Raw genomic sequence first — 22,076 nt, 5'->3', positions numbered from 1 at the left:
CCCGATTTCGATGCATGACGCCGACGCGCGAATGGGGTCGAAGCGTCAGAAGAATTTTTGAAGAGCCGCGATCACGGCGACAGCAGCGCCAATAATCGCACCAAGCTTCACGGTCATTCGGAGTTCGAGTTCACGCAACGATGCGTCGATCTCTTTCTTCAGTTCGTTCAAATCCGCCTTGGTGGCGGAGTCAGCAAGGATCATGTCCCGCGCCAACTCGGCATGAGCAATGGCCTGCTCGCGCCCGACACCCACCTGTTCGAGGCGCTGGGTGAACTTGAGGGTGTCGAACGCGAAGGCCATGGCGTCCTCGTCAGCCCACCGAGCCTTCGAGGCTGATCGAGATCAGCTTCTGGGCCTCGACGGCGAACTCCATCGGCAGCTGCTGCAGCACGTCGCGGACGAAGCCGTTGACGATGAGCGCGGTCGCCTCCTCGTTGGAGAGGCCGCGCTGCTGGCAGTAGAACATCTGGTCTTCCGAGATCTTCGAGGTGGTGGCCTCGTGCTCGAACTGCGCGGAGGAGTTCTTCGACTCGATGTACGGCACGGTGTGCGCGCCGCACTGGTCGCCGATCAGCAGCGAATCGCAGTTCGTGAAGTTGCGCGCGCCCGTGGCCTTGCGGTGCGCGGACACCAGCCCGCGATAGGTATTCTGCGAACGGCCCGCGGAAATCCCCTTCGAGATGATCCGGCTGGTGGTGTTCTTGCCCAGATGGATCATCTTGGTGCCGGAATCGACCTGCTGCATGCCGTTCGACACCGCGATCGAGTAGAACTCGCCCCGCGAATTGTCGCCGCGCAGGATGCAGGACGGGTACTTCCAGGTGATCGCCGAGCCGGTCTCGACCTGCGTCCACGAGATCTTCGAGTTGGCGCCGCGGCAATCGCCGCGCTTGGTCACGAAGTTGTAGATGCCGCCCTTGCCTTCGTTGTCGCCGGGGTACCAGTTCTGCACCGTCGAGTACTTGATCTCGGCGTCATCGAGCGCCACGAGCTCGACCACGGCGGCGTGGAGCTGGTTGTCGTCGCGCTTCGGGGCGGTGCAGCCCTCGAGGTACGAGACGTAGGAGCCCTTGTCGGCGATGATCAGCGTGCGCTCGAACTGGCCGGTGTCGCGCTCGTTGATGCGGAAATAGGTCGACAGCTCCATCGGGCAGCGCACGCCCGGCGGAATGTACACGAACGACCCGTCGGAGAAGACCGCCGAGTTGAGCGTCGCGAAGAAGTTGTCCGTCACCGGCACGACCGAGCCGAGATACTTCTTGATGAGGTCCGGGTACTCGCGAATGGCTTCCGAGATCGGCATGAAGATCACGCCGGCCTTCGACAGCTCGGCCTTGAAGGTGGTGGCCACCGAGACCGAGTCGAACACCGCGTCGACGGCGACCCGGCGCTCGGGGGCGATGCCCTCCAGCACCTCGACCTCGCGCAGCGGAATGCCGAGTTTTTCGTACGTTTTCAGAATTTCTGGATCGATTTCATCCAAGGACATGGCGGCAGGCCGCTTCGGGGCCGCATAGTAATAAATATCCTTGTAGTCGACCTTGTCGTAGGAGACGCGGGCCCAGTCGGGCTCCTGCATGGTCTGCCAGCGCTTGTAGGCGTCGAGGCGCCAGGCCAGCATCCACTCGGGCTCTTCCTTCTTGGCCGAGATGAAACGGATCACGTCCTCGGAGATGCCCTTCTCGGACTTCTCCATCTCGATGGTGGTCTCGAACCCGTACTTGTACTGGTCGAGGTCGATCGAGCGGACCCGGTCGATGGTTTCCTGCACTGCAGGCATGGGACGTCTCCTGACCGCCCCGGCTTCAAGGGCCGGGGGTTTGCAAACGGATGGCGTGGACGGCGGCGATCATGCCGCGCGACCCTGCCGGTGATATAGGGCGGCGATGAGCCGTTCTAAGGTGACAAGGGCGCGCGTGACGTCGCTTTCCACGCTGTTCCACCCGAGACTGACGCGCAGCGCCCCCGCGGCCAGCGCAGGGCCGACGCCCATCGCCGCGAGCACGTGGGAGCGTGCGACCTTGCCCGATGCGCAGGCCGAGCCCGACGAGACCGCGAGCCCGGCGAGATCGAGGGCGATGATCGCGGACTCCGCCGTGAGACCCGGCACGGCGAACTGAAGCGTGTTGGGCAGGCGTGGCGCGCCCTGGCCGAACACCACGAGGTCCGGCGCCAGGGCGTACAGGCCCGCCTCGATCCGGTCGCGCCAAGCCGGCACGACGTCCGCGTTCGCCGCCAGCCGTTCGCCCGCGAGCCGGGCCGCCACGCCGAGGCCGACGATCCCCGGCAGGTTCTCGGTGCCCGCGCGCAGGCGCCCTTCCTGACCGCCGCCGCGCAGGAACGGGCCGTCGAGGCCGACGCCGTCCCCGAGCACGATCGCCCCGACCCCCTTGGGGGCCGCGAACTTGTGGCCCGACAGCGTCAGCGCATCGAGACCCGCCGTATCGACCGGGATCTTGCCCACCGCCTGGACCGCGTCGCTGTGGACGAGGGCGCGCCCGTGGGCGCGGGCGAGCGCAATCACCGCGTCGAGGGGCTGGATCACCCCGGTCTCGTTGTTGGCGGCCTGGACGGAGACGAGCACGTCCTCGCCGCACCACTCCGCGAGCGCCGCTTCCAGCGCGTCGAGGCGGATGAGACCGGCGGCGTCCACGGGAATCACCCCGACCCGGGCGGGCGCGAAGCGGTGGCCGTGCAGGACGCAGGGGTGCTCGGTGGCGCCGATTAGGAGCCGGGTCGGGGCGATCCCGTCCCGGCGCACGAGGGCGCCGGACAGGACCGCGTTGGCCGCCTCGGTCCCGCCGCTCGTGAACACCACCCGCTTGGCGGCCGCCCCGACCAGGGCCGCCACCGCGGCGCGGGCCTCCTCCAGGGCGGCGCGGGCGGCGCGGCCCTCCGCATGGATCGAGGACGGGTTCCCGGGCATCGCCAGGGCGCGCGCCACCGCTGCCGCGACCTCCGGGTGAACCGGCGAGGTCGCGTTGTGGTCGAGATAGGCCCGGGGAAGACGGGAAGCCTGCATCGCGGTCCGAACCGACAAATCCTTGCTTTCGACCCCCGCGACCATGCTAAGGCCCGCGGGACACCACCGACGGTCCGTTTCTGCGGACATCGGCGACCGAACGGCCCCACGGACGGGGCCTGTCCAGTCTAGAACGATTCCAATCGTCTGGAATTATTCTAAGCGTGCTTTTAGGAACGTCGCCCCGCGAGTCAAGGCGGGGCGCCGCCGCGCCTCGCGTCCGGGCTACGGCGTCGTTCCCCGGCGGCGGCGACAGGAGTTGTGAGAAGAGCCATGCCCGAAGTCATCTTCACCGGCCCGGCCGGACGTCTCGAAGGACGCTACCAGGCCCCCAAGAGGAAGGGCGCCCCCATCGCCATCGTGCTGCATCCGCACCCGCAGTTCGGCGGCACGATGAACAACCAGATCGTGTACAACCTGTTCTACACGTTCGCGAACCGGGGCTTCGCGGCCCTGCGCTTCAATTTCCGCGGTGTCGGCCGCAGCCAGGGCAATTTCGACCACGGCACCGGCGAGTTGTCGGACGCGGCCTCCGCCCTCGACTGGGTGCAGGCGGTCAACCCCGAGGCGCGGGCCTGCTGGATCGCCGGCGTCTCCTTCGGCTCGTGGATCGGGATGCAACTCCTGATGCGCCGGCCCGAGATCGAGGGCTTCATCTCGATCGCGGCCATGGCCAACCGCTACGACTTCACCTTCCTGGCGCCTTGCCCCTCCTCGGGCCTGTTCGTCCACGGCTCCGAGGACCGGGTCGCCCCGGCCCGCGAGGTGATGCCGGTGATCGAGAAGGTGAAGACCCAGAAGGGCGTCATCATCGAGCACCAGATGGTGGAGGGCGCCAACCATTTCTTCGATGGCAAGGTCGACGAGTTGACCCAGACGGTGGACACCTACCTCGACAAGCGGCTGGGTCCGAAGGATCAGGTGGGGTGAACGACGGCGGTCAGGCCGGTGTGTCGCGCCAGGGGTTGAGCAGGACGGCGCCCGTCCGCGCGTAGTCACCCGTGTCGCGGGTGACGAGCGTGAGCCCGTGATGGATGGCCGTCGCCGCAATGATCAGGTCGGGCTGAGAGAAGGTATGGCCGGTCTTCCGGCCTTCCTCGACCAGAAGCCGCCACCGGAACATCACGTCCTCGGTGATCCCGAGAACCCGTCCCTCGAAAAGGGGCCGGACCTTCAACGCGAGCCAGTCGTTCAGCTCGGTCCGGCGCCCGATGTCGGCGACGCGCTCGATGCCGAAGCGGATCTCGGCGAGCGTTGCCGTGCTGACGTAGAGCCGGTGGAGGGGTTCTCCGGCGACGAAGGCGATCACCTTCGCTTCGGGCCTCGGGCGTCTCAACTCCGATAGGACGTTCGTATCGAGCAACCAGCCTGTCACAGGACCACGTCGCGTACGGGCATGACGGTCCGGTCCGGCTCGATATCGACCTCGCAGTGTGGTGAGGCCTGCATCGCGGCGACGAGCGCCTCGCCGGTGCGATCCCCCTTCAAGCTGTGAAACTCTTCGACGGAGATGACCACGACCTCGTCACGTCCATGCACCGTGACGTGTTGTGGACCTTCACTGCGAACGCGGCGCACGAGTTCGCTGAACCGGGCCTTGGCATCCTGTAGCGGCCAGCGCCCGGACTGGCGTACTGAATCGAAGGAGCCGAGCGATCTGGTCATAACGACCAGATTATCACGGCCCGGATGATCGGCCAACACGACGCCCTGGGGTCCGATCACCTCTCTCCCCGTCGCAGGACTGCGCGCTGTACCCGCTTGCCAGTCGCTCCAAAACCGTCTTTCGCCCCTGTGCCTGTATCGACCGTCATCATGTGACGGCACGGATCTGGTTCCGCCGATGGTGAGGCCACCCGTCCGCGGCTGGTCCGTCTCTCATGCCGCCCCGTGCACCACCGGCACCGCCGGCGCGCCCTCCCATTCCGAATGCGCGGGGATCGACTCGCCCTTCATGACGATGGTGAGCGGGCGCAGGCGTGCGTAGTCGCCGACCTTGGTGTCGTAGAGGACCGTCGAGAAGGCGCCGACCGAGACGCCCGTGCCGACCACCACCCGGCCGACCTTCATGATCCGGTCCTCGTAGAGGTGGGTCTGGAGCGCCGAGGTACGGTTGATCGTGCAGTAGTCGCCGATGGTGACGCAGTCGAACTCGGTGATGTCGGTGGTGAGCATGCACACGCCCTTGCCCACCTTCACGCCGAGCAGCCGCAGCATCCACGGCAGGAACGGGGTGCCCTGGAGGTGTTCGAGCAGCACCTTGCCGGCCAGCCCCCAGTAGAGCACCGCCACGGCCTCGGTGCGCATCGCCCACCACGACCACATCGGCTGCATGCCGGGCTTGTAGACGCCCATGAGCAGCCATTTCACCGCGATGACGGTGAAGGACTGGATGAAGGCGATGGCGACGCTGACCGCGACGAAGCTGACGGCGAGCCCGGTCCAGTCCTGCGCCAGGATCGCCGGGTAGAAGTAGAAGTCGATCGCCGAGATCGCCAGGGTGATGAACAGCATCGGCGAGAACGAGGTCGAGAGCGCCTCGAAGGCGCCGCGGCGCAGCTTGGGGCCCCACCCCGGCTCGTAGGTTTGGGCGAGCGAGCCGAGGTCGACCCGCTGGCGCGAGGGCAGCTTGATCGGTGGCGAGCCGAACCAGGTGTCGCCCGGCGCCATCATGGCGTTGGCCGGGGGCTTGGACTTGATGCCGATCAGCACGTCGTCGGGGATGATCGCCCCCGGCGGCACCACCGCGTCGTTGCCCACGAAGACGCGCGCCCCGGTGCTCACCTCGTGCAGGTGCATCCAGCCGCGGCGGATCTCCTCCTCGCCGAACACCACCTCGTCGGCGATGAAGTTGCGCGCGCCGATGTCGGCGAGGTCGTAGCGGCCGGCCAGATTGGTGGAGATCTCCGCCCCCTGCCCCATCCGGGCGCCCATCAGCCGGTACCAGGTCCGCATGTAGACGGTGGCGAAGAGCGAGGAGAGGGTCTCCAGCGTCACCTCGGCGGCCAGCGCCACCAGCCACTTGCGCAGGTAGAAGCCGCTGTGGATCGAGTGGGTGCCCGACGAGACCCGCGGCAGCACCACCCAGCGGATGCCCGCGATCAGGAGCACCGTGCCCGCCGTCATCAGCATGGCGGTGGGCCAGGTCAGCAGGGGCAGGTACCAGTGGTAGTCGATGTCGGTGAGCGTGCCGAGGGAATCGCTCATCTGGTCGAAGATGTAGAAGGCCGGGAAGATCGGCAGCAGGCCCACGGCCGGGATCGCCGCGAGGAGGAAGGCGTAGACCAGCGCGAAGCCGGCTCGGCGCCGGGCCGAGGCCGGCGCCGCCTCGGGCAGGGCGGAAGGGTCGGCCATGCCGACCTTGGCGCCGGGCGATCCGTCCCAGATCTCGGCCGGCCCGACCACCGTGCCGGTGGGGACCGTGGTGAGGTCGGCGATCTCGGCGTGGTCGCCGATCACCGTGCCGGGGCCGATGACGCAGGAGGTGCCGATGGCGACGTCGCGGCCGATGCTGACGGTGCCGATGACGAGTTCGTCGCCCACCACCTCGGCGTTGGCGACGACGAGGCGCCCGCCGAGCGACGCCCCGGCGCCGATGCTGAGGAGATCGGGCGCACCGACCTCGATGTCGGAGATCAGCGCGTCCCGGCCGATCCTGGCGCCGAGCAGGCGCAGGAACAGGACGATGGCCGGCGAGCCCTGCAGCCACTTGATGTGGACCAGCGGCACCAGGCGCTGAGTCAGCCACCAGCGGTAGTAGTAGACGCCCCAGAGCGGATAGCGCCCCGGCTTTGTGCGCCCGAGGATCAGCCATTTGGCCGCCACGGCGATGCAGGCGGTGACCGCGTTGATGCCGACGTACACCAGCAGCATCACGGCGAGTTCGCCGAAGAATCCCATGCCGCCGCCGGTGAGCAGCAGGTAGGTGACGAAGATGCCGAGCCATTGCGCGGTGGCGAGCGCGATGACGAAGGGCAGCGCCGCGGCCTGGGCCAGCCCGCACAGGGCGCGCCGCAGGAGGGGCGGCGGCGCGAAGGACAGGTCGCGCGCCGCCATCTGCGTACCGGCCCCGCCGGTGCGGACGATCAGCGCGTCGGCGATCGCCCGCAGGGTACGCCGGGCATAGACGTCCTGCAGGGTGATCGCGGCCAGAGCCGGCGCCTCGCGCACGGCGCCCACGAAGCGGGCGGCCAGCAGCGAATGGCCGCCGAGGTCCGTGAAGAAATCCGCCTCGAACGGGATCGCCTGGTTGCCGAAGACCTGGGTCGCGGCCGCCAGCAGGGCGGCCTCGGTCTCGTTGGCGGGCGGCTCCTGCTCGCCCGAGACGTCGGCGACGGTCAGGGTCGCTGCCCGCAGGGCCTTGCGGTCGACCTTGCCGGAGGTCAGGCGCGGCAGCACCTCCACCACCTCCACGTGCCCGGGCACCATGTAGGGCGGCATCTGCTCTAAGAGCGTCCGGCGCAGCTGCCCGGTATCGATGACGCCGCCGCGCTCGGGCACCAGGAAGGCCACCAGTCGGTCGATGCCGTCGTCGGCGCGCAGCACCACCGCCGCCTGGTTGATGCCGGCCTGCGCCTGGATGCGCGATTCGATCTCGCCGAGCTCCACCCGGAAGCCGCGAATCTTGACCTGGTCGTCGATGCGGCCGTGGAAGACGATGCGGCCGGCGCCGTCGAGGGAGACGGCGTCCCCCGAGCGGTAGAGGACCGGATCGATGCCGCCCTCGGAAAACGGATTGGCGATGAACTTCTCCGCCGTCAGCTCGGGCCGCTGGAGGTAGCCCTCCGCGACGCCGGGGCCGCCGATCAGCAGTTCGCCCTGCTGGCCGTGCCCCAGGAGGTCCAGGGCCTCGCCCACGACGTAGACCGAATAGTTCGGGATCGGGCCGCCGATGGTGACGGGCTCGCCCGGCCGCATCTCCGCGGCCGTGGCCACCACCGTCGCCTCGGTCGGCCCGTAGGTGTTGAACAGTTTTCGCGACCCCGTCGCCCAGCGCGCGATCAGGGGTTCCGGCAGGGCCTCGCCGCCCAGCAGGATCAGGCGCACCGTGGGCAAATCGTGCGAGAGCATCGCGAGCAGGGTCGGCACGGTGTCGAGGACTGTGACGCCGCCGCGCGCGATCAGCCCCGGCAGCGCCTCGACGTCGCCCATCATCGCGGGCGAGGCCACGAACAGGGTCGCGCCCACGAGATAGGGGACCCAGATCTCCTCCATCGAGAGGTCGAAGGCCACCGAGGCGCCCTGGAACACCACGTCGTCCGGGCCGATGCCGTAGAGCGCGTTTCCCGAGCGCAGGAAGTGGCAGATGTTGGCGTGGCTGATGACGATGCCCTTGGGCACGCCGGTCGAGCCCGAGGTGTAGATGAGGTAGGCCGGGTGTCCCGAGGTCAGGCCGGCGGCCCTGGCATCGGCGGGGGGCGCGTCCGCCGGGGTGGCGGCCAGAAGTGCCGCCACGGTCAGGGCCGGGGCGGCGTCCGGGGCCTGTCCGGCGAGGGCGTCCGAGACCAGCAGGGCCTTGGCCGCGGCGTCGGCCAGGCAGATCCCGACGCGGTCGGCGGGGGCCTCGGCGTCGAAGGGCAGCCAGGCCGCACCCGACAGGGTGATGCCGATCTGCGCCACCAGCAGCTCCGGCCCGCGGGCCATCCACAGGCCGACCACGTCGCCGGGGCCGATGCCGCAATGGGAGAGCCCCCTGGCGATGGCGCCCGCCTGCGCGGCGACCTCGGCATAGGAAAGGTTCGGATGGCGGCCGTCCGCCCCGTGCCGCGCACCGTCGACGAGGGCCGGATGGCCCGGCCGCGCCCGCGCGCTGGCGAGGAAGATCTCGGCCAGGACCTCGTCGCGGATCAGGTCGGGGCGGGCCTCGCCGTGCAGGACGGCACGGCCGGTGATGGGCGCCGATACCGTCCGGCTCGTCTCGGCGAGGTCGCTCATCCGCTGCTCCGCTCGACAACCACCGGATGTCCGGCGGCGTCCACTGGTCGTCCGGGCCGTGCCCCGTCAAGGGCGCCACGACCCCCGGCGCCGCGCGTCTAGCACGTTTGCACGTCGCTCCAGAACCAAAGGTGAGGCGGGATTCAGGCCCAGCGCCAGCCGGTGCGATCGAGCACCAGCACGCCGCCCTGGCGGATACCGATGCGCGGCGCCTGCCCGATGCCGAGATAGCCGAGGCTCACCAGCACGGCCCGCGCGATGCCGCCGTGGGCCACCATCACCGTGGTGCGGTCCAGTGCCGCCAGGGCGGGGGCGACACGCTCGGCGAGCATGGCGTAGCTCTCGGCCCCCTCCCCCGGCGGCCGGTAGCCCCAGCGGTCGCGGTCGCGCGCCAGCGCCCTGGCGCGGTCCCAGCGCCGGATCTCCGACCAGGTCGAGCCTTCCCAGGCGCCGAAGCTGATCTCCTTGAGGCGGTCGTCGGTGCGGTAGGCGGCGGGGTCGAGGGCGAGGTGGCCGCGCAGGGCCTCCATCGTCCGGCGGGTGCGCGCGAGCGGGCTCGCCACGTAGTCCGCCCCGTCGAGGGCGTCGCCGGCGACGCCGCGGAGGCGGGCGGCGGCCTCGGCGGCCTGGCGCAGCCCTTCCGCGTTCAAGGCGATGTCGCGCTGGCCCTGCAGCCGCCCTTCCGCGTTCCAGTCGGTCTGGCCGTGGCGGACGAAATAGATCGTCGGGCGCACGCTCACGGCGCCGGTCGCCCGTCCCGAACGCCGGAACGGCCGGGCGCGATTCCGGAACGGCCAAGCCTGTCGGTCGTTGTCACCCTCGCGTCCCTCTTCGATTCTCGCCACCGACGCGGTGATGGGGGTGAGCGCGAGTCTCATGATGTCGGGCCGGTGCGGCAAGCGCCAAACCGGCCTCATCAACGTGAAAGCCGACCCCATGCCGCGACAGGGTGATGCATCGCACAAACACGGCAGGCCGGGCGGCAAGCCGCCCTCCTCCGCGGAATGGGCGCGGGCGATGGCGCGCGAGGCCGCCCTGGCGCCGGACGCGATCCCGGCGCCGGCGGTGGTGCCCGCGGTGCCCGGCAGCGTCCTCGCCTGGCCCGGCCGGCGTTTCGACCTCGCCACGGTCGACCCCGATGCCGACGGCGGCCTCGACAAGGCCGAGGCCAAGGCGGCGCTCGGCGCCGAGCGCGAGCGCATCCGCACCCTGCAGGAGCGGCTCTACGCCGAGCGCCGGCAGAGCTTGCTCGTGGTGTTCCAGGCCATCGACACCGGCGGCAAGGACGGGACGATCCGCTCGGTGTTCGAAGGCGTGAACCCACAGGGGTGCCGGGTGTGGTCGTTCAAGGTGCCGAGCTCGGAGGAGCGCGACCACGACTTCCTGTGGCGCTACCACCACAAGGCCCCCGGCCGCGGCATGATCGGCGTGTTCAACCGCAGCCATTACGAGGACGTGCTGGTGGTGCGGGTGAAGGATCTCGAGCCGGAGGCGGTCTGGCGCCCGCGCTACGGGCTCATCAACGCCTTCGAGCAGATGCTGACCCTGTCGGGCACCACGGTGCTCAAGTTCTTCCTGCACATCTCCAAGGACGAGCAGAAGGAGCGCCTGGAGGCCCGTATCGCCGACCCCGAGAAGCACTGGAAGTTCGACGCCGCCGACCTCGTGGAACGCCGCTCCTGGGACGCCTACCAGACCGCCTTCGGCGACGCCCTCGGCCTGTGCTCGACGCCCTACGCGCCGTGGCGGGTGGTGCCGGCCAACCGCAAGTGGTTCCGCAACCTCGTCATCGCCCGCACCATCGCCGACACCCTCGAGGCGATGGACCCGCATTATCCCGACGCGCAGGAGGGTATCGCGGGGCTGACGGTGCCGGATTGAAGGACGCACCCAGATGGACGTGCGGCTATCCGATCGCGTGACGCGGCTTCAGCCGCACGAGGCGGGCCGGCAGCATCCGGTCGATCGCATGTCCGATCCGGGCGCTGTGGCGCTGGTAGAGGAGGCCGGCACCGATCATCGCGAGCCCGATCAGGGACAGGCCGAAGGGAAACAACAGCGAATCCGCGAAGACCCGATGGGAGAGGTGACCGAGATAGATGGCGAGTCCGATCGCGCCGAAGAGGGCGTAGACCCGCCGCGAGAGAAAGATCGAGACCGCGACGAGGCCGGCGTTGAGGAGAGCATAGAACGCTCTTGCGACCTCGCTCGACGAACCCTGCGCCGTGAGCGCTCCCCAGAACGTCGCGATTCCGGCGAGGTGCAGCCAGAACGCGTAGTCGGCGCGGCTCTGGCGCAGGTCGACCGTCCAGGCGAAGACGATCAGGCCGAGCCCGAACCACAGGGAGATCGCGCGGCGTGTCTCCCAGTCGCTTTGCGAGTTCGCGATCCAGACCGCGATGTCCATCGAGACGAACCAAAGCGTCACCGCCGCGACCATCGCGAGAAAGCCGAAGCGGTGGAAGCGCAAGGCGAGGGCGGTGGCGGCGAGGGTCGCGATCTCCATCGGGAGCCAGCCCGCCTTGATCCAGAGGAAGAAATCCCGGTAGTTCCCCGGCCTGTCGGCCGTCCCCCATCCCCCGCTCTCCTGGATGCCGTAGACCGCGAGCGGCGTCATCGCGACGGCACAGGTGATGAGGAGGCCGCCGGGGATCTGCAGTTTGCGGACATGCCAGAGATGGCGGCCGGCGGCCACGAAGGCGGCGGCGTAGACGAGCGCGGTCGCGGTGAGGGCCGGGCCGCCCATGAGGCCGAAGGCGAGGGTCGAGAACAAGCCCATCGCCGCCATGACGACCAGCGCCCCGGCATACCAGAGCACGTGGGCGAGATCGAAGACCGCCCGCGCAGCCCCGGCCGAAGCGGCGAGCGCGAACGCCGGAACGGCCTGCGACGCGTAGAAGGCAGCGAGCGTCTCGGCCTGGTCGGGGGTGATGATCCCGGCCTCGGCCGCCGCCTCGAAACGCGATGGGATGGCGCTCATGTCGGAGTTCCGCGGCTGTCGGACCTCCGGCTTACGCCGCCGGCCCTCGGACGAACGCGCGAAACCGCACTTCCCTCGCCAACGATCGGCGAAGACCGTCCTCGCTCAATCCTTGTCGAGCGACAGGTCCGGCGCGTCCGGGTTCTTCATCCCCACCACGTGATACCCGGCGTCGACGTGCAGGATCTCGCCGGTCATGCCGCGGGACATGTCGGAGATGAGGTAGCTCGCGGTCTCGCCGACCTCGTCGATGGTCACGGTGCGGCGCAGGGGGGCGTTGTACTCGTTCCACTTGAGGATGTAGCGGAAGTCGCCGATGCCCGAGGCGGCCAGCGTCTTGATCGGCCCGGCCGAGATCGCGTTGACGCGGATCTTCGAGGGACCGAGGTCGGCGGCGAGGTAGCGCACCGAGGCCTCCAGCGCCGCCTTGGCCACGCCCATCACGTTGTAGTGCGGCATCCATTTCTCGGCGCCGTAGTAGGTCAGCGTCAGCAGCGAGCCGCCGTTGGGCATCAGCTTCTCGGCGCGCTGGGCGATGGCCGTGAACGAGTAGCAGGAGATGAGGAGCGACTTCGTGAAGTTGCCCTCCGAGGTCTCGACGTAGCGCCCGGTGAGCTCGTCCTTGTCGGAGAAGGCGATGCAGTGGACGACGAAGTCGATCCCCTCGGGGAACACCTCGGCGGCGGCGGCGAACACCGCGTCGATGGAGGCCGGGTCGGTGACGTCGCAATGGCCGACCACATGGGCGTCGAGCTCGCGCGCCAGGGGCTCGACCCGCTTCTTGAGGGCGTCGCCCTGGTAGGTGAAGGCGAGCTTGGCGCCGTGCGCGTGCGCGCTCTTGGCGATACCCCAGGCGATCGAACGGATGTTGGCGACACCGAGCACCAGGCCGCGTTTGCCGGCCAGGAGTCCGCCGACGTGATCGTGAACCGGGTTCGTATCCGCCATGAATCACCTGATCGAGGGGCCGCGGCGCATCCGGGCGGACCTCCCGCTGGTGGGCCCCCCGGAGGACCGGACGGCCCTTGCGCGAGAGGCATCCTTAGCGGACGCCCGCGGGCGACGGAAGTCCGCCCGTCGCGGTGAACCGGCAATCGGGCGAACCCGGTCGCCCCGCGCGCTCACGCCTGTCCGGCGTCGGCCCGGGCCTGGCGACGGGCGCGGGCGTAGTCGGTCAGGGCCGCGTCCTCGGCGGCGGGCAGGGCGACGGCGGTGGTGGCCAGGAGGTCGCCGCGGCTGCCGTCCTTCCTGGGCAGACCCTTGCCCTTGAGGCGGAAGGTCCGGCCCGAACTCGTCATCGCGGGCATCTTCATCTCCACCGCCCCGGTCAGGGTCGGCACCCGGATCGCCCCGCCGAGGATCGCGTCCTCGAGCGGCACCTCGACGGTGGTGCGCAGGTCCGCCCCCTCCATCCGGAAGGCGGCGTGCGGCAGGATGCGGATGGTGAGGAGCGCGTCCCCGGGCTCCGCGCGCGGGCCGCCGGGCTGGCCGAGCCCGCGCAGGCGGATCACCTGGCCGTCGCTGACGCCCTTGGGCACCATCACGTCGACCTCGCGCCCACCCGGCAGGCCCAGGCGCAGCTTCTCCTCGCTGGCGACCTGCTCCAGGGTGACGCTGAGCTCGGCGGCCACGTCCTCGCCACGCTGGGCGCCCCCGCGCGCCGCACCGGGGCCCGGCCCGCCGCCGGTGCGGAACGCCTCGCCGAACAGGTGCGAGAAGATGTCTTCGCCGATCCCGCCACCGCCACCGCCGCGCGAGCGGGCGGCGCTCTCGAAGTCGAACCCGCCGGGGCGCGCGCCCTGGCCGCCGCCGAAGCCGCCGAACCCCTCGAAGCCGGTGGCACGGGGCTTGCCGTCGGCGTCGATCTCGCCGCGGTCGAACTGGGCGCGCTTGGCCGCGTCGCCCAGGATCTCGTAGGCGGAATTCGCCTCCGAGAACCGGTCCTTGGCCTTGGCGTCGCCGGCGTTGCGGTCGGGGTGATAGGTCTTGGCGAGCCGGCGATAGGCCTTCTTGATGTCGGCTTCGCTGGCGCCCTTGGGCACACCCAGCACGTCATAGGGATTGCGCATCGTCGCTTCTTGAATCTCTGTGCCGTTGGAAGACGGGCCGACCGCGTCGAGAGAGGGGCTGCCCGTCCAACTCCCGGGGAAGTCCGTACCACGGACCTCAGCCGGGAGGTGGGAAGCGTGTTGCTTCCATGCAACGGTCCCGACGCCAGAATTCACCCGTCGCGGCGCGGGCGTCAACCGGGCCGGTAAAACCCGGCCCCGCGCCTCAGGCGCCGGTCTTGCCGGATCAAGGGGCCTGCGCGCCGGCCGTGCCGGATCGAGGAGCCTGCGCCTCAGGCGCCGGCCGTGCCGGATCGAGGGGCCTGCGCCTCAGGCGCCGGTCTTGCCGGATCGAGGGGCCTGCGCCTCAGGCGCCGGCCTTGGCGGCCCGCAGGCGCCGCAGCTCCCACTCGCCGCCCGACAGCTTGCAACCGGTGCCGCGCACGAAGCGGCTCTTCTGCGGCGCGATCACCGAGGCGAGGAAGTCGCGGCAGACGAAGTCGCCCGCGACATAGGGAAGCCCGGTCGGGTTCACCGCCCCGCGCAGCCGCGTCTCCGGGTTGTCCCATTTCACCGGGCGACCGTTGCCCTGGGGATCGAGGGCGACGGTGAGCGCCGCGTGGGCCCGGCGCCAGTCCTCGGTGCCGAGATCGCCGCCGAAGCTCCTGGGCTGCTTGTCGATGCTGCCCGTGCTGACCGGATCGGCGACCGTGGCCGGCTCCTCGGTCTGGAAGGTGATCAGCGGCAGGCCGCAGCCCACCAGCGGCAGCACCGACAGGCCGATCCCCACGCTCGCGACGAGACGCCAGGGCCTCCGGCGTGGATCGGGGGACGGGTTCGGGCTATGGAACTTGGACCGATCGTTACGCACACGCATCACACCTGATCTCAACGACACCGGACGCCGGCGCCTGCCGCGAGCCTGGTCCCCACATTCGTCGTCGTGGCATCGATCGTCCGGGCCCCGCGCCCGCTCGGTCGATGCCCTGCCCTTGCGAGATGAACACGATGAGCCACGACTACAGCCCGGATGGGTTAACGTTCGGTGAGTCGGACGCGGAGGATTTCACCCTGCGCGACGACCCCTGGGCGCTGTTCTCGCAATGGATGAGCCAGGCCGAGCGCTCCGAGCCGGAGGATGCCAACGCCATGGCGCTCGCCACCGCCGGCACGGACGGCCTGCCCGACGTGCGCATGGTGCTCCTGAAGGGCGTCGATCCTCGCGGCTTCGTGTTCTACACGAACGTCGAGTCCGCCAAGGGCGGCGAACTGGGCGAGAACCCGCAGGCCGCCATCGTGCTGCACTGGAAGAGCCTGCGCCGGCAGGTCCGGGCCCGCGGCCCGGTCGGCCCGGTCTCGGCCGAGGAGGCCGACGCCTATTTCGCCAGCCGCGCCCGGGTCAGCCGCATCGGCGCCCACGCCAGCCGGCAGTCGCGGCCCCTGCCCGACCGCGCCACCCTGGAGGCCGAGGTCGAGGCCCTGTCCGCCCGCTTCGGCGAAGGACCGATCCCCCGGCCGGCGAACTGGACGGGTTTCCGCATCGCGCCGGTGGCGATCGAGTTCTGGGAGAACGGCCCGTTCCGCCTCCACGACCGGGTGCGCTTCACCCGCGCCGGCGACGGCTGGGAGCGCGCGCGCCTCTATCCGTGAGGAGCGCCCGCCGCCGTGCTGCGGCGCGGGATCGACCCTGGATTTCCCGCGCCCCGCGGCTTAGACCTGTGCGGCGCGGCGGCGAACCGGGACGGGAGCGGCCGCCCGCGATCCCATGAGGAACGGCCTTGGCCACATCCGTCAACGAACGTCGGCGCGTCATGCTGCTCACGGGGGCGAGCCGGGGCATCGGCCACGCCACCGTGAAGCGCTTCTCGGCCGCCGGCTGGCGGGTCATCACCTGCTCGCGTCATGCCTTCCCCGAGAACTGCCCGTGGGAGATGGGTCCCGAGGACCATCTCCAGGTGGATCTGGCCGACCCCGAGGACACCATGCGCGGCATCGCCGAGGTCGCCGGGCGCCTGGCCGACGAGGGCGGCCTCCTGCACGCCCTCGTCAACAACGCCGGCATCTCGCCCAAGGGCGCCAACGGCGACCGCCTCGGCGCCATCGCCACCGAGTTCGGCGACTGGCGCAAGGTGTTCCAGGTCAACGTGTTCGCGCCGCTCCTGCTGGCGCGGGGCCTGTGCGACGAGCTCACCCGCGCCAAGGGCTCCATCGTCAACGTCACCTCCATCGCCGGCTCGCGCGTCCACCCCTTCGCGGGGGCGGCCTACGGCACCTCGAAGGCGGCCCTGGCCGGCCTGACCCGCGAGCTCGCCAGCGATTTCGGGCCGCTCGGCGTGCGCGTCAACGCGATCTCCCCCGGCGAGATCGACACCGCCATCCTGTCGCCGGGCACCGACAAGATCGTGGCCGGCATCCCGCAGCGGCGGCTCGGCACGCCGGACGAGGTCGCCAAGGCGATCTACTTCCTGTGCACCGAGGCCTCGTCCTACGTGAACGGCGCCGAACTGCACATCAACGGCGGACAGCATGTCTGACCGCGGCGCCCTCGCGCTGCTGGCTGTCCTGATGTCCACCGCCGGCGCCCTCGCCGAGCCCACCGTCACCCTCCTCGACCTGCCGTTCGCGGCCCGCGCCATGCGCGGCCCCGGCAGCGCGGTCTCGGTCTCCGTGGCGACCTCGGGCCTCCTGACCCTGGCGCGTCCCAAACGTTCGGACCCCAAGGCGACGCTCGGCGCCGAGCCGGAGGACGCTCCCGTGACGGTGGTGTGGGGGGACGGCGGCGGGGCCGCCCTCAGCCTGCGGGACGGGCGCATCGAGACGACCCTGATCGGGGCCGAGGCGATCGAGGGCCTGATCGCGGCCGAGACGCCGCGGGGCGCTCTGCCCGGCTCGCGGGGGGCGGTGCTGGGGCCCGTCAGCGCCCACCTCGTCGCCGGCGCCTCCGGGCCCTCCCTGACGATCCGCGAACGCCAGCCGGTGGCCATGAGCGCCGAGCCCAAGGCCGTGCCGATCGCCACCCATCCGGTCGAGGCCGGATCCGGCGGCGCCTTCGCGCCCGCGCGTCCGCACGCGGCGCGGGCCGGCGCGGCCACCCTCGTGTTCGGCGTCATCGCGCAGGGCGACGGCGCGGTGCTGGCGGCGGTGGGCAAGACCGGCACTGGCTGGGAGGTGCTGGGACGGACGCCGCCGCAGGCCGGGGGGGACCTCGACATCGCGGCCGTGGCCGCCTCCGCGGGCGACGGCCCCGTCCGGGTCGCCACCGTGCTGGCGCCGGGCGGTCGCGGCCTGCTCCAGCTCTGGGCCTGGGAGGCGGGCGCCTTTCGCCTCCTCGGGGAAGCGCCGGGCCTGACCGACCGGGGAGCGGGCGCGGCACAAGCGGATCTCGCCGTCCTGGTGGATACCGACGGCGACGGCCGCCCCGAACTCGCGCTGGCCTCGTCCGACCGCGGTGCCGTCGTCGTCCTCGACCTGACGGACGGGTTCCGCGAGGGAGCGCGCATCGCCCTGCCGGCGCCGGCCGGGTTCGGCCTGTCCGCCCTCGGGCGCGGCCCCAAGGCCCCGCTCCTCGTCGGGCTCGCCGACGGGCGCGTGGCGGTGATCGCCCCGTGAGCGAGGTGGACGCACGTCTGTTCCCGACCCGGCCCTTCGTGGGAGCCTCCATCGCCGTGCTGCGCGAGGGCCGGGTGCTGCTGGCCGCCCGGGCCAACGAACCCCTGCGCGGGGTCTGGACCCTGCCCGGCGGCCTCGTGGAGCCGGGCGAGACCCTGGCATCGGCCGCCTTGCGCGAACTGCGCGAGGAGGTCGGCGTCGAGGCCGAGGTCCTGGGTCCCCTCACCCCCACCGAGATCATCCTGCACGGGGCCGACGGGCGCTTGCGCCACCATTACGTGATCCATCCCCATGCCGCCCTGTGGCGCGGCGGCGAGCCGGTGCCGGGCCCCGAGGCGCTCGGTGTCCGCTGGGCCACCCTGGCCGAGGTGGCCGGCCTCGAGACCACGCCCGGCCTCGCCGAGACCCTGGGCGAGGCGTTCGCGCGCCGGGCCGCAGGCGGGGCGGAACCGCGGTGAGGAACCCGCTGGCGCTCGCATGCGTGGCGGCCCTGAGCCTCGCCCTGGCGGTGCCCGCGCCCGTCATCGCCCAGGCGCGCCCGCCGGCCCGCCAGGCGCCCAAGCCCGCCGACAATAGGCCCGCCGAGAAGGAGCCGCCGCCGTCGGCCGAGCCGCCGGCGGCCCCCTACGACCGCGACCTGATGCGGCTCTCCGAAATCATCGGCGCCCTGGCCTTCCTGAGGGGACTGTGCAAGGCGCCCGACGCCGGCGAATGGCCGACCCGGATGGCGGCGCTGATGGAGGCCGAGGGCGTGACGCAGGGCCGCCGCGAGCGCCTCGCGGGCGCCTACAACCGCGGCTACCGCGGCTATGCCCTCACCTACCGGGTCTGCACGCCGGCGGCGACCCTGGCCGCCGACCGCTTCGTGACCGAGGGCGAGCGCCTGTCCCAGTCCCTGGCCGGACGGTTCGGCGGGTGAGCGAAGTGCGAGGCCGGGCGCTGTGGCGCCCGTGCCACATGGCGGTACCGTCAACACGATCCGCGCAATTCGAGCCTCGGCGTTAACCCCTTCGCAATTCCTGGCTTCCCGGCCTTCGCGACCCGGCCTATGGTTTCCGCACCGGCCGCCGACCCGTCAGGCGGCGCGAAACGATGTGGCGACCCCATGCAGACCGAAACCGCCCCTTCCCCCTTCGAGGCCGACATCGACGACAAGCGCGCCGCGCTCGGCTACGTCTCGGAAGCGTTCGCGGAAGGCTGCCTCGATGGTCTCGACGGGGACTGCATGGCCCAGGCCGCCCTGTTCGCGGCCTTCCAGGAACTGGTCACCACCTACGGTGAGGAGGCGACCGCCCGCTACGCCGAAGGGTTTCCCGAGCGCATCCGCGCGGGCGGGTTCACCACGACCCCGCAGCACTGAGAACCCGATCGGGGCGGAAATGGGGTCGGCAGGAACGGTTGCTTAACCTGAATCCCGTTTGAATGACGTCATCAAGTTGCGTCAGGCTAACGGGTGCGTCGATGCGGGTTCGCGGGACTGGTCGAGGGATGAAGACGCTGTCGCGCTTCGCTCTCATCGGAGTGATCGGCAGCGGAGCTGCCGCCTGCTCATCGGATGCTTCGCGACTGGGGGACCCCTTCGGGAATCCCTTCGCTTCCTCTTCCAGCGAGCCCGCCGCCACCGGCAGCCTGCCCGAGGAAGGGCCCAGCGCCCCGATCCGCACGGGCCGGGTCGAGTCCGAGGCCCTGGCCTCTCCCGGCATGCGGATGTCGCCCCGCCCGACGGCGACGGCACCGCTGTCCCCCTCGACGCGGGTCGCCTCCGCCGAGCCGATGGCGCCCGTGTCGGGGGGCATGGTCTCGGGCCTGAACCCCGACGCCGGCCGGACCGCGACGCGCCCCGCCCCGCCGCCGATGTCCCTCTCGCCCAAGGCGGCCGAGAAGGTCGTCGACAAGGCCGCCGAGAAGCGCGCCGCCGAGGCCGCCCGCAAGGCGGCCGAAGTCGAGAGGCTCGCCGAGGCCAAGCGCCTGGTCGAGGCCAACCGGCTCGCAGACGAGAAGAAGCTCGCCGAGGCGCGCAAGATCGTGGCCGACCGCAAGCTCGCCGAGGCCACGGCGGCCCGCAAGGCGGCCGAGACCAAGGCGGAGACCGCCAAGGAAGTCGCCAAGGACGCGGCCAAGGACGCGGCGGCCAAGAAGCACGTTCGGCCCGGCCAGGCCGTGGCCAAGGTCGAGCCGAAGGACGCCAAATCCGAGACGAAGACCGACAAGACGGTCCGCAAGATCGAGATCAAGGCCGAGCCGAAGGTCGAGGCGAAGTCGGATTCGGGCAAGTCGGATCCCGCCAAGTCCGATCCCGCCAAGGCGAAGGCCGAGGCCGCGCGCAAGTCCGCCGAGGCCGAGGCCAAGCTCGCCCGCGCCGAAGCCGCCAAGGACGCCGCCCGCAAGGCCGCGGAGGCCAAGACGGCCTCCGCCGAGGCCAAGACGGCCGCGGCCGAAGCCAAGACCGCTGCCGCCGACGCCAAGGCCGCCGAGGCCGCCGCCAAGGCGACGCCGGTGAAGGTGGCCGCCGTGGCGCCCGCCGAACCCGCCACCACGGCTTCGGTCGCCCCGGCCGCGTCAGACCAGTCGTTCCGCTGGCCGGCCAAGGGCCGCGTCATCACCGGCTACGGGTCCTCGGGCAACGAGGGCATCAACATCGCGGTGCCCGAGGGCACGCCGGTGAAGGCGGCCGAAGACGGCACCGTCGCCTATGCCGGCTCGGACGTGAAGGGCTACGGCAAGCTGGTGCTGGTGCGCCACTCGAACGGCTACGTCTCGGCCTACGCCCACAACGGCGAACTCGACGTCCGCCCCGGCGAGAAGGTCAAGCGCGGCCAGACCATCGCCAAGTCCGGCGCCACCGGCAACGTGACCTCGCCGCAGCTGCACTTCGAGATCCGCAAGGGCGCGACCCCGGTCGACCCGATGCCGCATCTGGCCAGCAACTGACAATCGCCCCCGGCCCTCGGTGGCCGGCGACGACAGTCGAGAAGCCTCCGAACGGGTCCGTTCGGAGGCTTCTCGCCGTTTGCCTCGGGCCTGAGGCCGGTCCGGCGAGCCGATCCTAATCGTCGTCGTCGTCGTCGTCGCGGGAGCGCCGCCGCTCGCGGCCACGATCGTCGCGGTCGCGGTCGCCGAACCGCCGGTCGCGATAGACCTCGCCGCCGCGATACCGGCGCTGGCCGTAGCCTCGGCCGCGGTCGTCGTCGTCGTCATCCCCGACCAGGACGATCGGACGGGTCGCGATCCCGTTCGCGGTGCCGGCGTCAAACGCGGGGTGGGCCGCCGTCGTCGTCAGCAGGGCCAGGATGGAACAGGCGAAGAGACGTCTCACGGATCGCGATCTCCTTTTGCGGTGGTTCGTGGGGGAGAGGGGACCACGGCGCCGATGAACCTGCCCTGAGTCCCTCCTCATGCCATTTCCGGTTGATCACGTCGTGATGCGGACATGGGCTTCGCTCAGGCGCCGCCCGGGCTCGGTGATACGGTTCACGCTTGATGCAAGCGGCAAACCGTATCACCCCAGCGTCTGCCCCAGCCGCCCCGCCAGGTCCTGGATGTACTGGAACGCCGCGCGCCCCGAGCGCGAACCGCGGGTGGCGGCCCATTCCAGCGCTTCGGCCCGGACCGTGGCCGGGTCCGCCCGGAGGCCGTGTTGCGCCACGTAGGCGTCGATCATGGCTAGGTAGTCGTCCTGGCTGCACTTGTGGAAGCCGAGCCAGAGGCCGAAGCGGTCGGACAGGGAGACCTTCTCCTCCACCGCCTCGCCGGGGTTGATGGCGGTGGAGCGCTCGTTCTCGACCATGTCGCGGGCCAGCAGGTGGCGGCGGTTGGAGGTGGCGTAGAACAGGACGTTTTCCGGCCGGCCCTCGATGCCGCCGTCGAGCGCGGTCTTGAGCGACTTGTAGGAGGTGTCGTCCCCGTCGAAGGACAGGTCGTCGCAGAACACGATCCAGCGGTGCGGGTCGGCCCGCAAGGCCGCCATCAGGTCGGGCAGCGCCTCGATGTCTTCGCGGTGGATCTCGACGAGTTTGAGGGGGCGCTCTCCTTGCGAGCGGGTTGCGTTGATCTCGGCCTGGACGGCCTTGACCAGCGACGACTTGCCCATGCCGCGCGCACCCCAGAGCAGGGCGTTGTTGGCGGGCAGGCCGTCGGCGAAGCGTCGCGTATTGGCCATCAGCGTGTCGCGGGCCCGGTCGATGCCGGTGAGCAGGCCGATGGCGACACGGTTCACCCGCGGCACCGGCATCAGCCGGCGCTCGGCCCCCCACAGGAAGGCGTCGGCGGCGGTGAGGTCGGGGGGCGGCGACCCTGCGGGGGCGGCGCGCTCCAGGGCCGCGGCGATGCGTTCGAGGAGGGGCAGGAGCCGGGCGGCGAGCGCATCGCCGGGATCGTTCGACAGTGAGGCGGTCATCGTGTGGCGTCCGTGGCGCCAGGCACCCTGGCGGAAAGCCGCCTCCTTAGCGGGTCGCACCTCGGAAATCACCGGCGCCATCGC

The 22,076-nt window shown here is 70.9% G+C and carries 22 protein-coding genes; 9 read left to right on the top strand and 13 right to left on the bottom strand.

The window, feature by feature from the left end:
- Positions 1–45 precede the first annotated feature (45 nt).
- From ASF39_RS18970 to ASF39_RS18960, 3 genes are all read right to left on the bottom strand, one after another.
- Entirely contained in the window at positions 46–303 is a 258-nt protein-coding gene (locus tag ASF39_RS18970; protein ID WP_055883421.1) for a hypothetical protein, read from the bottom strand.
- A gap of 10 nt (positions 304–313) precedes the next feature.
- A complete protein-coding gene (sufB, locus tag ASF39_RS18965; protein WP_055883419.1) occupies positions 314–1,783 on the bottom strand; it encodes a Fe-S cluster assembly protein SufB in 1,470 nt (489 codons plus the stop codon).
- Between the two features lie 69 nt (positions 1,784–1,852).
- On the bottom strand, positions 1,853–3,025 hold the full coding sequence (locus ASF39_RS18960; RefSeq protein ID WP_056286826.1) for a cysteine desulfurase family protein: 1,173 nt from the start codon (positions 3,023–3,025) through the stop codon (positions 1,853–1,855).
- 273 nt (positions 3,026–3,298) lie between these two features.
- Here ASF39_RS18960 and ASF39_RS18955 point away from each other — a divergent pair, with 273 nt between their 5' ends.
- A complete protein-coding gene (locus ASF39_RS18955) occupies positions 3,299–3,955 on the top strand; it encodes an alpha/beta hydrolase (protein WP_055883415.1) in 657 nt (218 codons plus the stop codon).
- A gap of 10 nt (positions 3,956–3,965) precedes the next feature.
- Here ASF39_RS18955 and ASF39_RS18950 read toward each other — a convergent pair whose 3' ends face one another.
- The 4 genes from ASF39_RS18950 to ASF39_RS18935 all read right to left on the bottom strand — a co-directional run bounded on the left by ASF39_RS18950 (position 3,966) and on the right by ASF39_RS18935 (position 9,699).
- Positions 3,966–4,400 carry a type II toxin-antitoxin system VapC family toxin gene (locus tag ASF39_RS18950; RefSeq protein ID WP_055883412.1) on the bottom strand — a complete coding sequence of 145 codons (435 nt, stop codon included), beginning with the start codon at positions 4,398–4,400 and terminating at the stop codon, positions 3,966–3,968.
- Positions 4,397–4,690: a type II toxin-antitoxin system Phd/YefM family antitoxin gene (locus tag ASF39_RS18945; protein ID WP_055883408.1), complete on the bottom strand. Its 294-nt coding sequence runs from the start codon at positions 4,688–4,690 to the stop codon at positions 4,397–4,399. Before ASF39_RS18945 ends, ASF39_RS18950 begins: the two co-directional genes overlap by 4 nt.
- A 213-nt stretch (positions 4,691–4,903) precedes the next feature.
- Entirely contained in the window at positions 4,904–8,959 is a 4,056-nt protein-coding gene (locus tag ASF39_RS18940) for a Pls/PosA family non-ribosomal peptide synthetase (protein WP_056286823.1), read from the bottom strand.
- Between the two features lie 143 nt (positions 8,960–9,102).
- Positions 9,103–9,699, bottom strand: coding sequence for a histidine phosphatase family protein (locus tag ASF39_RS18935; RefSeq protein ID WP_056287184.1), 597 nt, complete (start codon positions 9,697–9,699; stop codon positions 9,103–9,105).
- A 121-nt stretch (positions 9,700–9,820) separates the two neighbouring features.
- On the opposite strand from ASF39_RS18935, the gene ASF39_RS18930 reads away from it, so the two are divergent.
- Complete coding sequence (locus ASF39_RS18930; RefSeq protein WP_244472475.1) at positions 9,821–10,840, top strand: polyphosphate kinase 2 family protein; 1,020 nt, start codon at positions 9,821–9,823, stop codon at positions 10,838–10,840.
- A gap of 25 nt (positions 10,841–10,865) precedes the next feature.
- Here ASF39_RS18930 and ASF39_RS18925 read toward each other — a convergent pair whose 3' ends face one another.
- The 4 genes from ASF39_RS18925 to ASF39_RS18910 all read right to left on the bottom strand — a co-directional run bounded on the left by ASF39_RS18925 (position 10,866) and on the right by ASF39_RS18910 (position 14,864).
- Positions 10,866–11,939 carry a hypothetical protein gene (locus tag ASF39_RS18925; protein WP_056286820.1) on the bottom strand — a complete coding sequence of 358 codons (1,074 nt, stop codon included), beginning with the start codon at positions 11,937–11,939 and terminating at the stop codon, positions 10,866–10,868.
- Positions 11,940–12,044: 105 nt separating this feature from the next.
- Positions 12,045–12,887 carry an enoyl-ACP reductase FabI gene (gene fabI / locus ASF39_RS18920; RefSeq protein WP_055883400.1) on the bottom strand — a complete coding sequence of 281 codons (843 nt, stop codon included), beginning with the start codon at positions 12,885–12,887 and terminating at the stop codon, positions 12,045–12,047.
- A 173-nt stretch (positions 12,888–13,060) separates the two neighbouring features.
- Positions 13,061–14,008, bottom strand: coding sequence for a DnaJ C-terminal domain-containing protein (locus ASF39_RS18915; protein ID WP_056286817.1), 948 nt, complete (start codon positions 14,006–14,008; stop codon positions 13,061–13,063).
- Between the two features lie 346 nt (positions 14,009–14,354).
- Positions 14,355–14,864, bottom strand: coding sequence for an RT0821/Lpp0805 family surface protein (locus ASF39_RS18910; protein WP_082494683.1), 510 nt, complete (start codon positions 14,862–14,864; stop codon positions 14,355–14,357).
- Between the two features lie 131 nt (positions 14,865–14,995).
- Between ASF39_RS18910 and pdxH the strand changes: the two genes are divergently transcribed.
- From pdxH to ASF39_RS18875, 7 genes are all read left to right on the top strand, one after another.
- Positions 14,996–15,637, top strand: a complete 642-nt coding sequence (gene pdxH, locus ASF39_RS18905; protein ID WP_082494713.1) for a pyridoxamine 5'-phosphate oxidase — start codon at positions 14,996–14,998, stop codon at positions 15,635–15,637.
- Positions 15,638–15,798: 161 nt separating this feature from the next.
- A complete protein-coding gene (locus ASF39_RS18900) occupies positions 15,799–16,521 on the top strand; it encodes an SDR family oxidoreductase (RefSeq protein WP_055883387.1) in 723 nt (240 codons plus the stop codon).
- On the top strand, positions 16,514–17,596 hold the full coding sequence (locus ASF39_RS18895) for a hypothetical protein (RefSeq protein WP_056286812.1): 1,083 nt from the start codon (positions 16,514–16,516) through the stop codon (positions 17,594–17,596). The genes ASF39_RS18900 and ASF39_RS18895 overlap by 8 nt, the downstream gene beginning before the upstream one ends.
- A 5-nt stretch (positions 17,597–17,601) precedes the next feature.
- Entirely contained in the window at positions 17,602–18,054 is a 453-nt protein-coding gene (locus tag ASF39_RS18890; RefSeq protein WP_082494712.1) for an NUDIX hydrolase, read from the top strand.
- Positions 18,051–18,515 carry a TIGR02301 family protein gene (locus ASF39_RS18885; protein WP_056286805.1) on the top strand — a complete coding sequence of 155 codons (465 nt, stop codon included), beginning with the start codon at positions 18,051–18,053 and terminating at the stop codon, positions 18,513–18,515. Before ASF39_RS18890 ends, ASF39_RS18885 begins: the two co-directional genes overlap by 4 nt.
- Positions 18,516–18,701: 186 nt before the next feature.
- The gene (locus tag ASF39_RS18880; RefSeq protein WP_055883370.1) at positions 18,702–18,956 is read left to right on the top strand and encodes a hypothetical protein; all 255 of its coding nucleotides are present in this window, start codon (positions 18,702–18,704) and stop codon (positions 18,954–18,956) included.
- A gap of 128 nt (positions 18,957–19,084) precedes the next feature.
- Positions 19,085–20,527: a M23 family metallopeptidase gene (locus ASF39_RS18875; protein ID WP_082494682.1), complete on the top strand. Its 1,443-nt coding sequence runs from the start codon at positions 19,085–19,087 to the stop codon at positions 20,525–20,527.
- Positions 20,528–20,642: 115 nt separating this feature from the next.
- On the opposite strand, the gene ASF39_RS21945 is transcribed toward ASF39_RS18875, so the two are convergent.
- Both ASF39_RS21945 and ASF39_RS18865 read right to left on the bottom strand, forming a co-directional pair.
- Positions 20,643–20,912, bottom strand: a complete 270-nt coding sequence (locus tag ASF39_RS21945; RefSeq protein WP_056286802.1) for a hypothetical protein — start codon at positions 20,910–20,912, stop codon at positions 20,643–20,645.
- A gap of 183 nt (positions 20,913–21,095) precedes the next feature.
- Positions 21,096–21,992 (bottom strand): ATP-binding protein, encoded by an 897-nt coding sequence (locus tag ASF39_RS18865; protein ID WP_056287175.1) that lies wholly within the window; start codon positions 21,990–21,992, stop codon positions 21,096–21,098.
- Between the last annotated feature and the right edge of the window lie 84 nt (positions 21,993–22,076).

This window comes from Methylobacterium sp. Leaf108 (genome assembly GCF_001423265.1).
Taxonomy (GTDB): Bacteria; Pseudomonadota; Alphaproteobacteria; order Rhizobiales; family Beijerinckiaceae; genus Methylobacterium.
The sequence above is the reverse complement of the archived record's forward strand: the minus strand, read 5'-3'. Positions and strand labels throughout refer to the sequence as shown.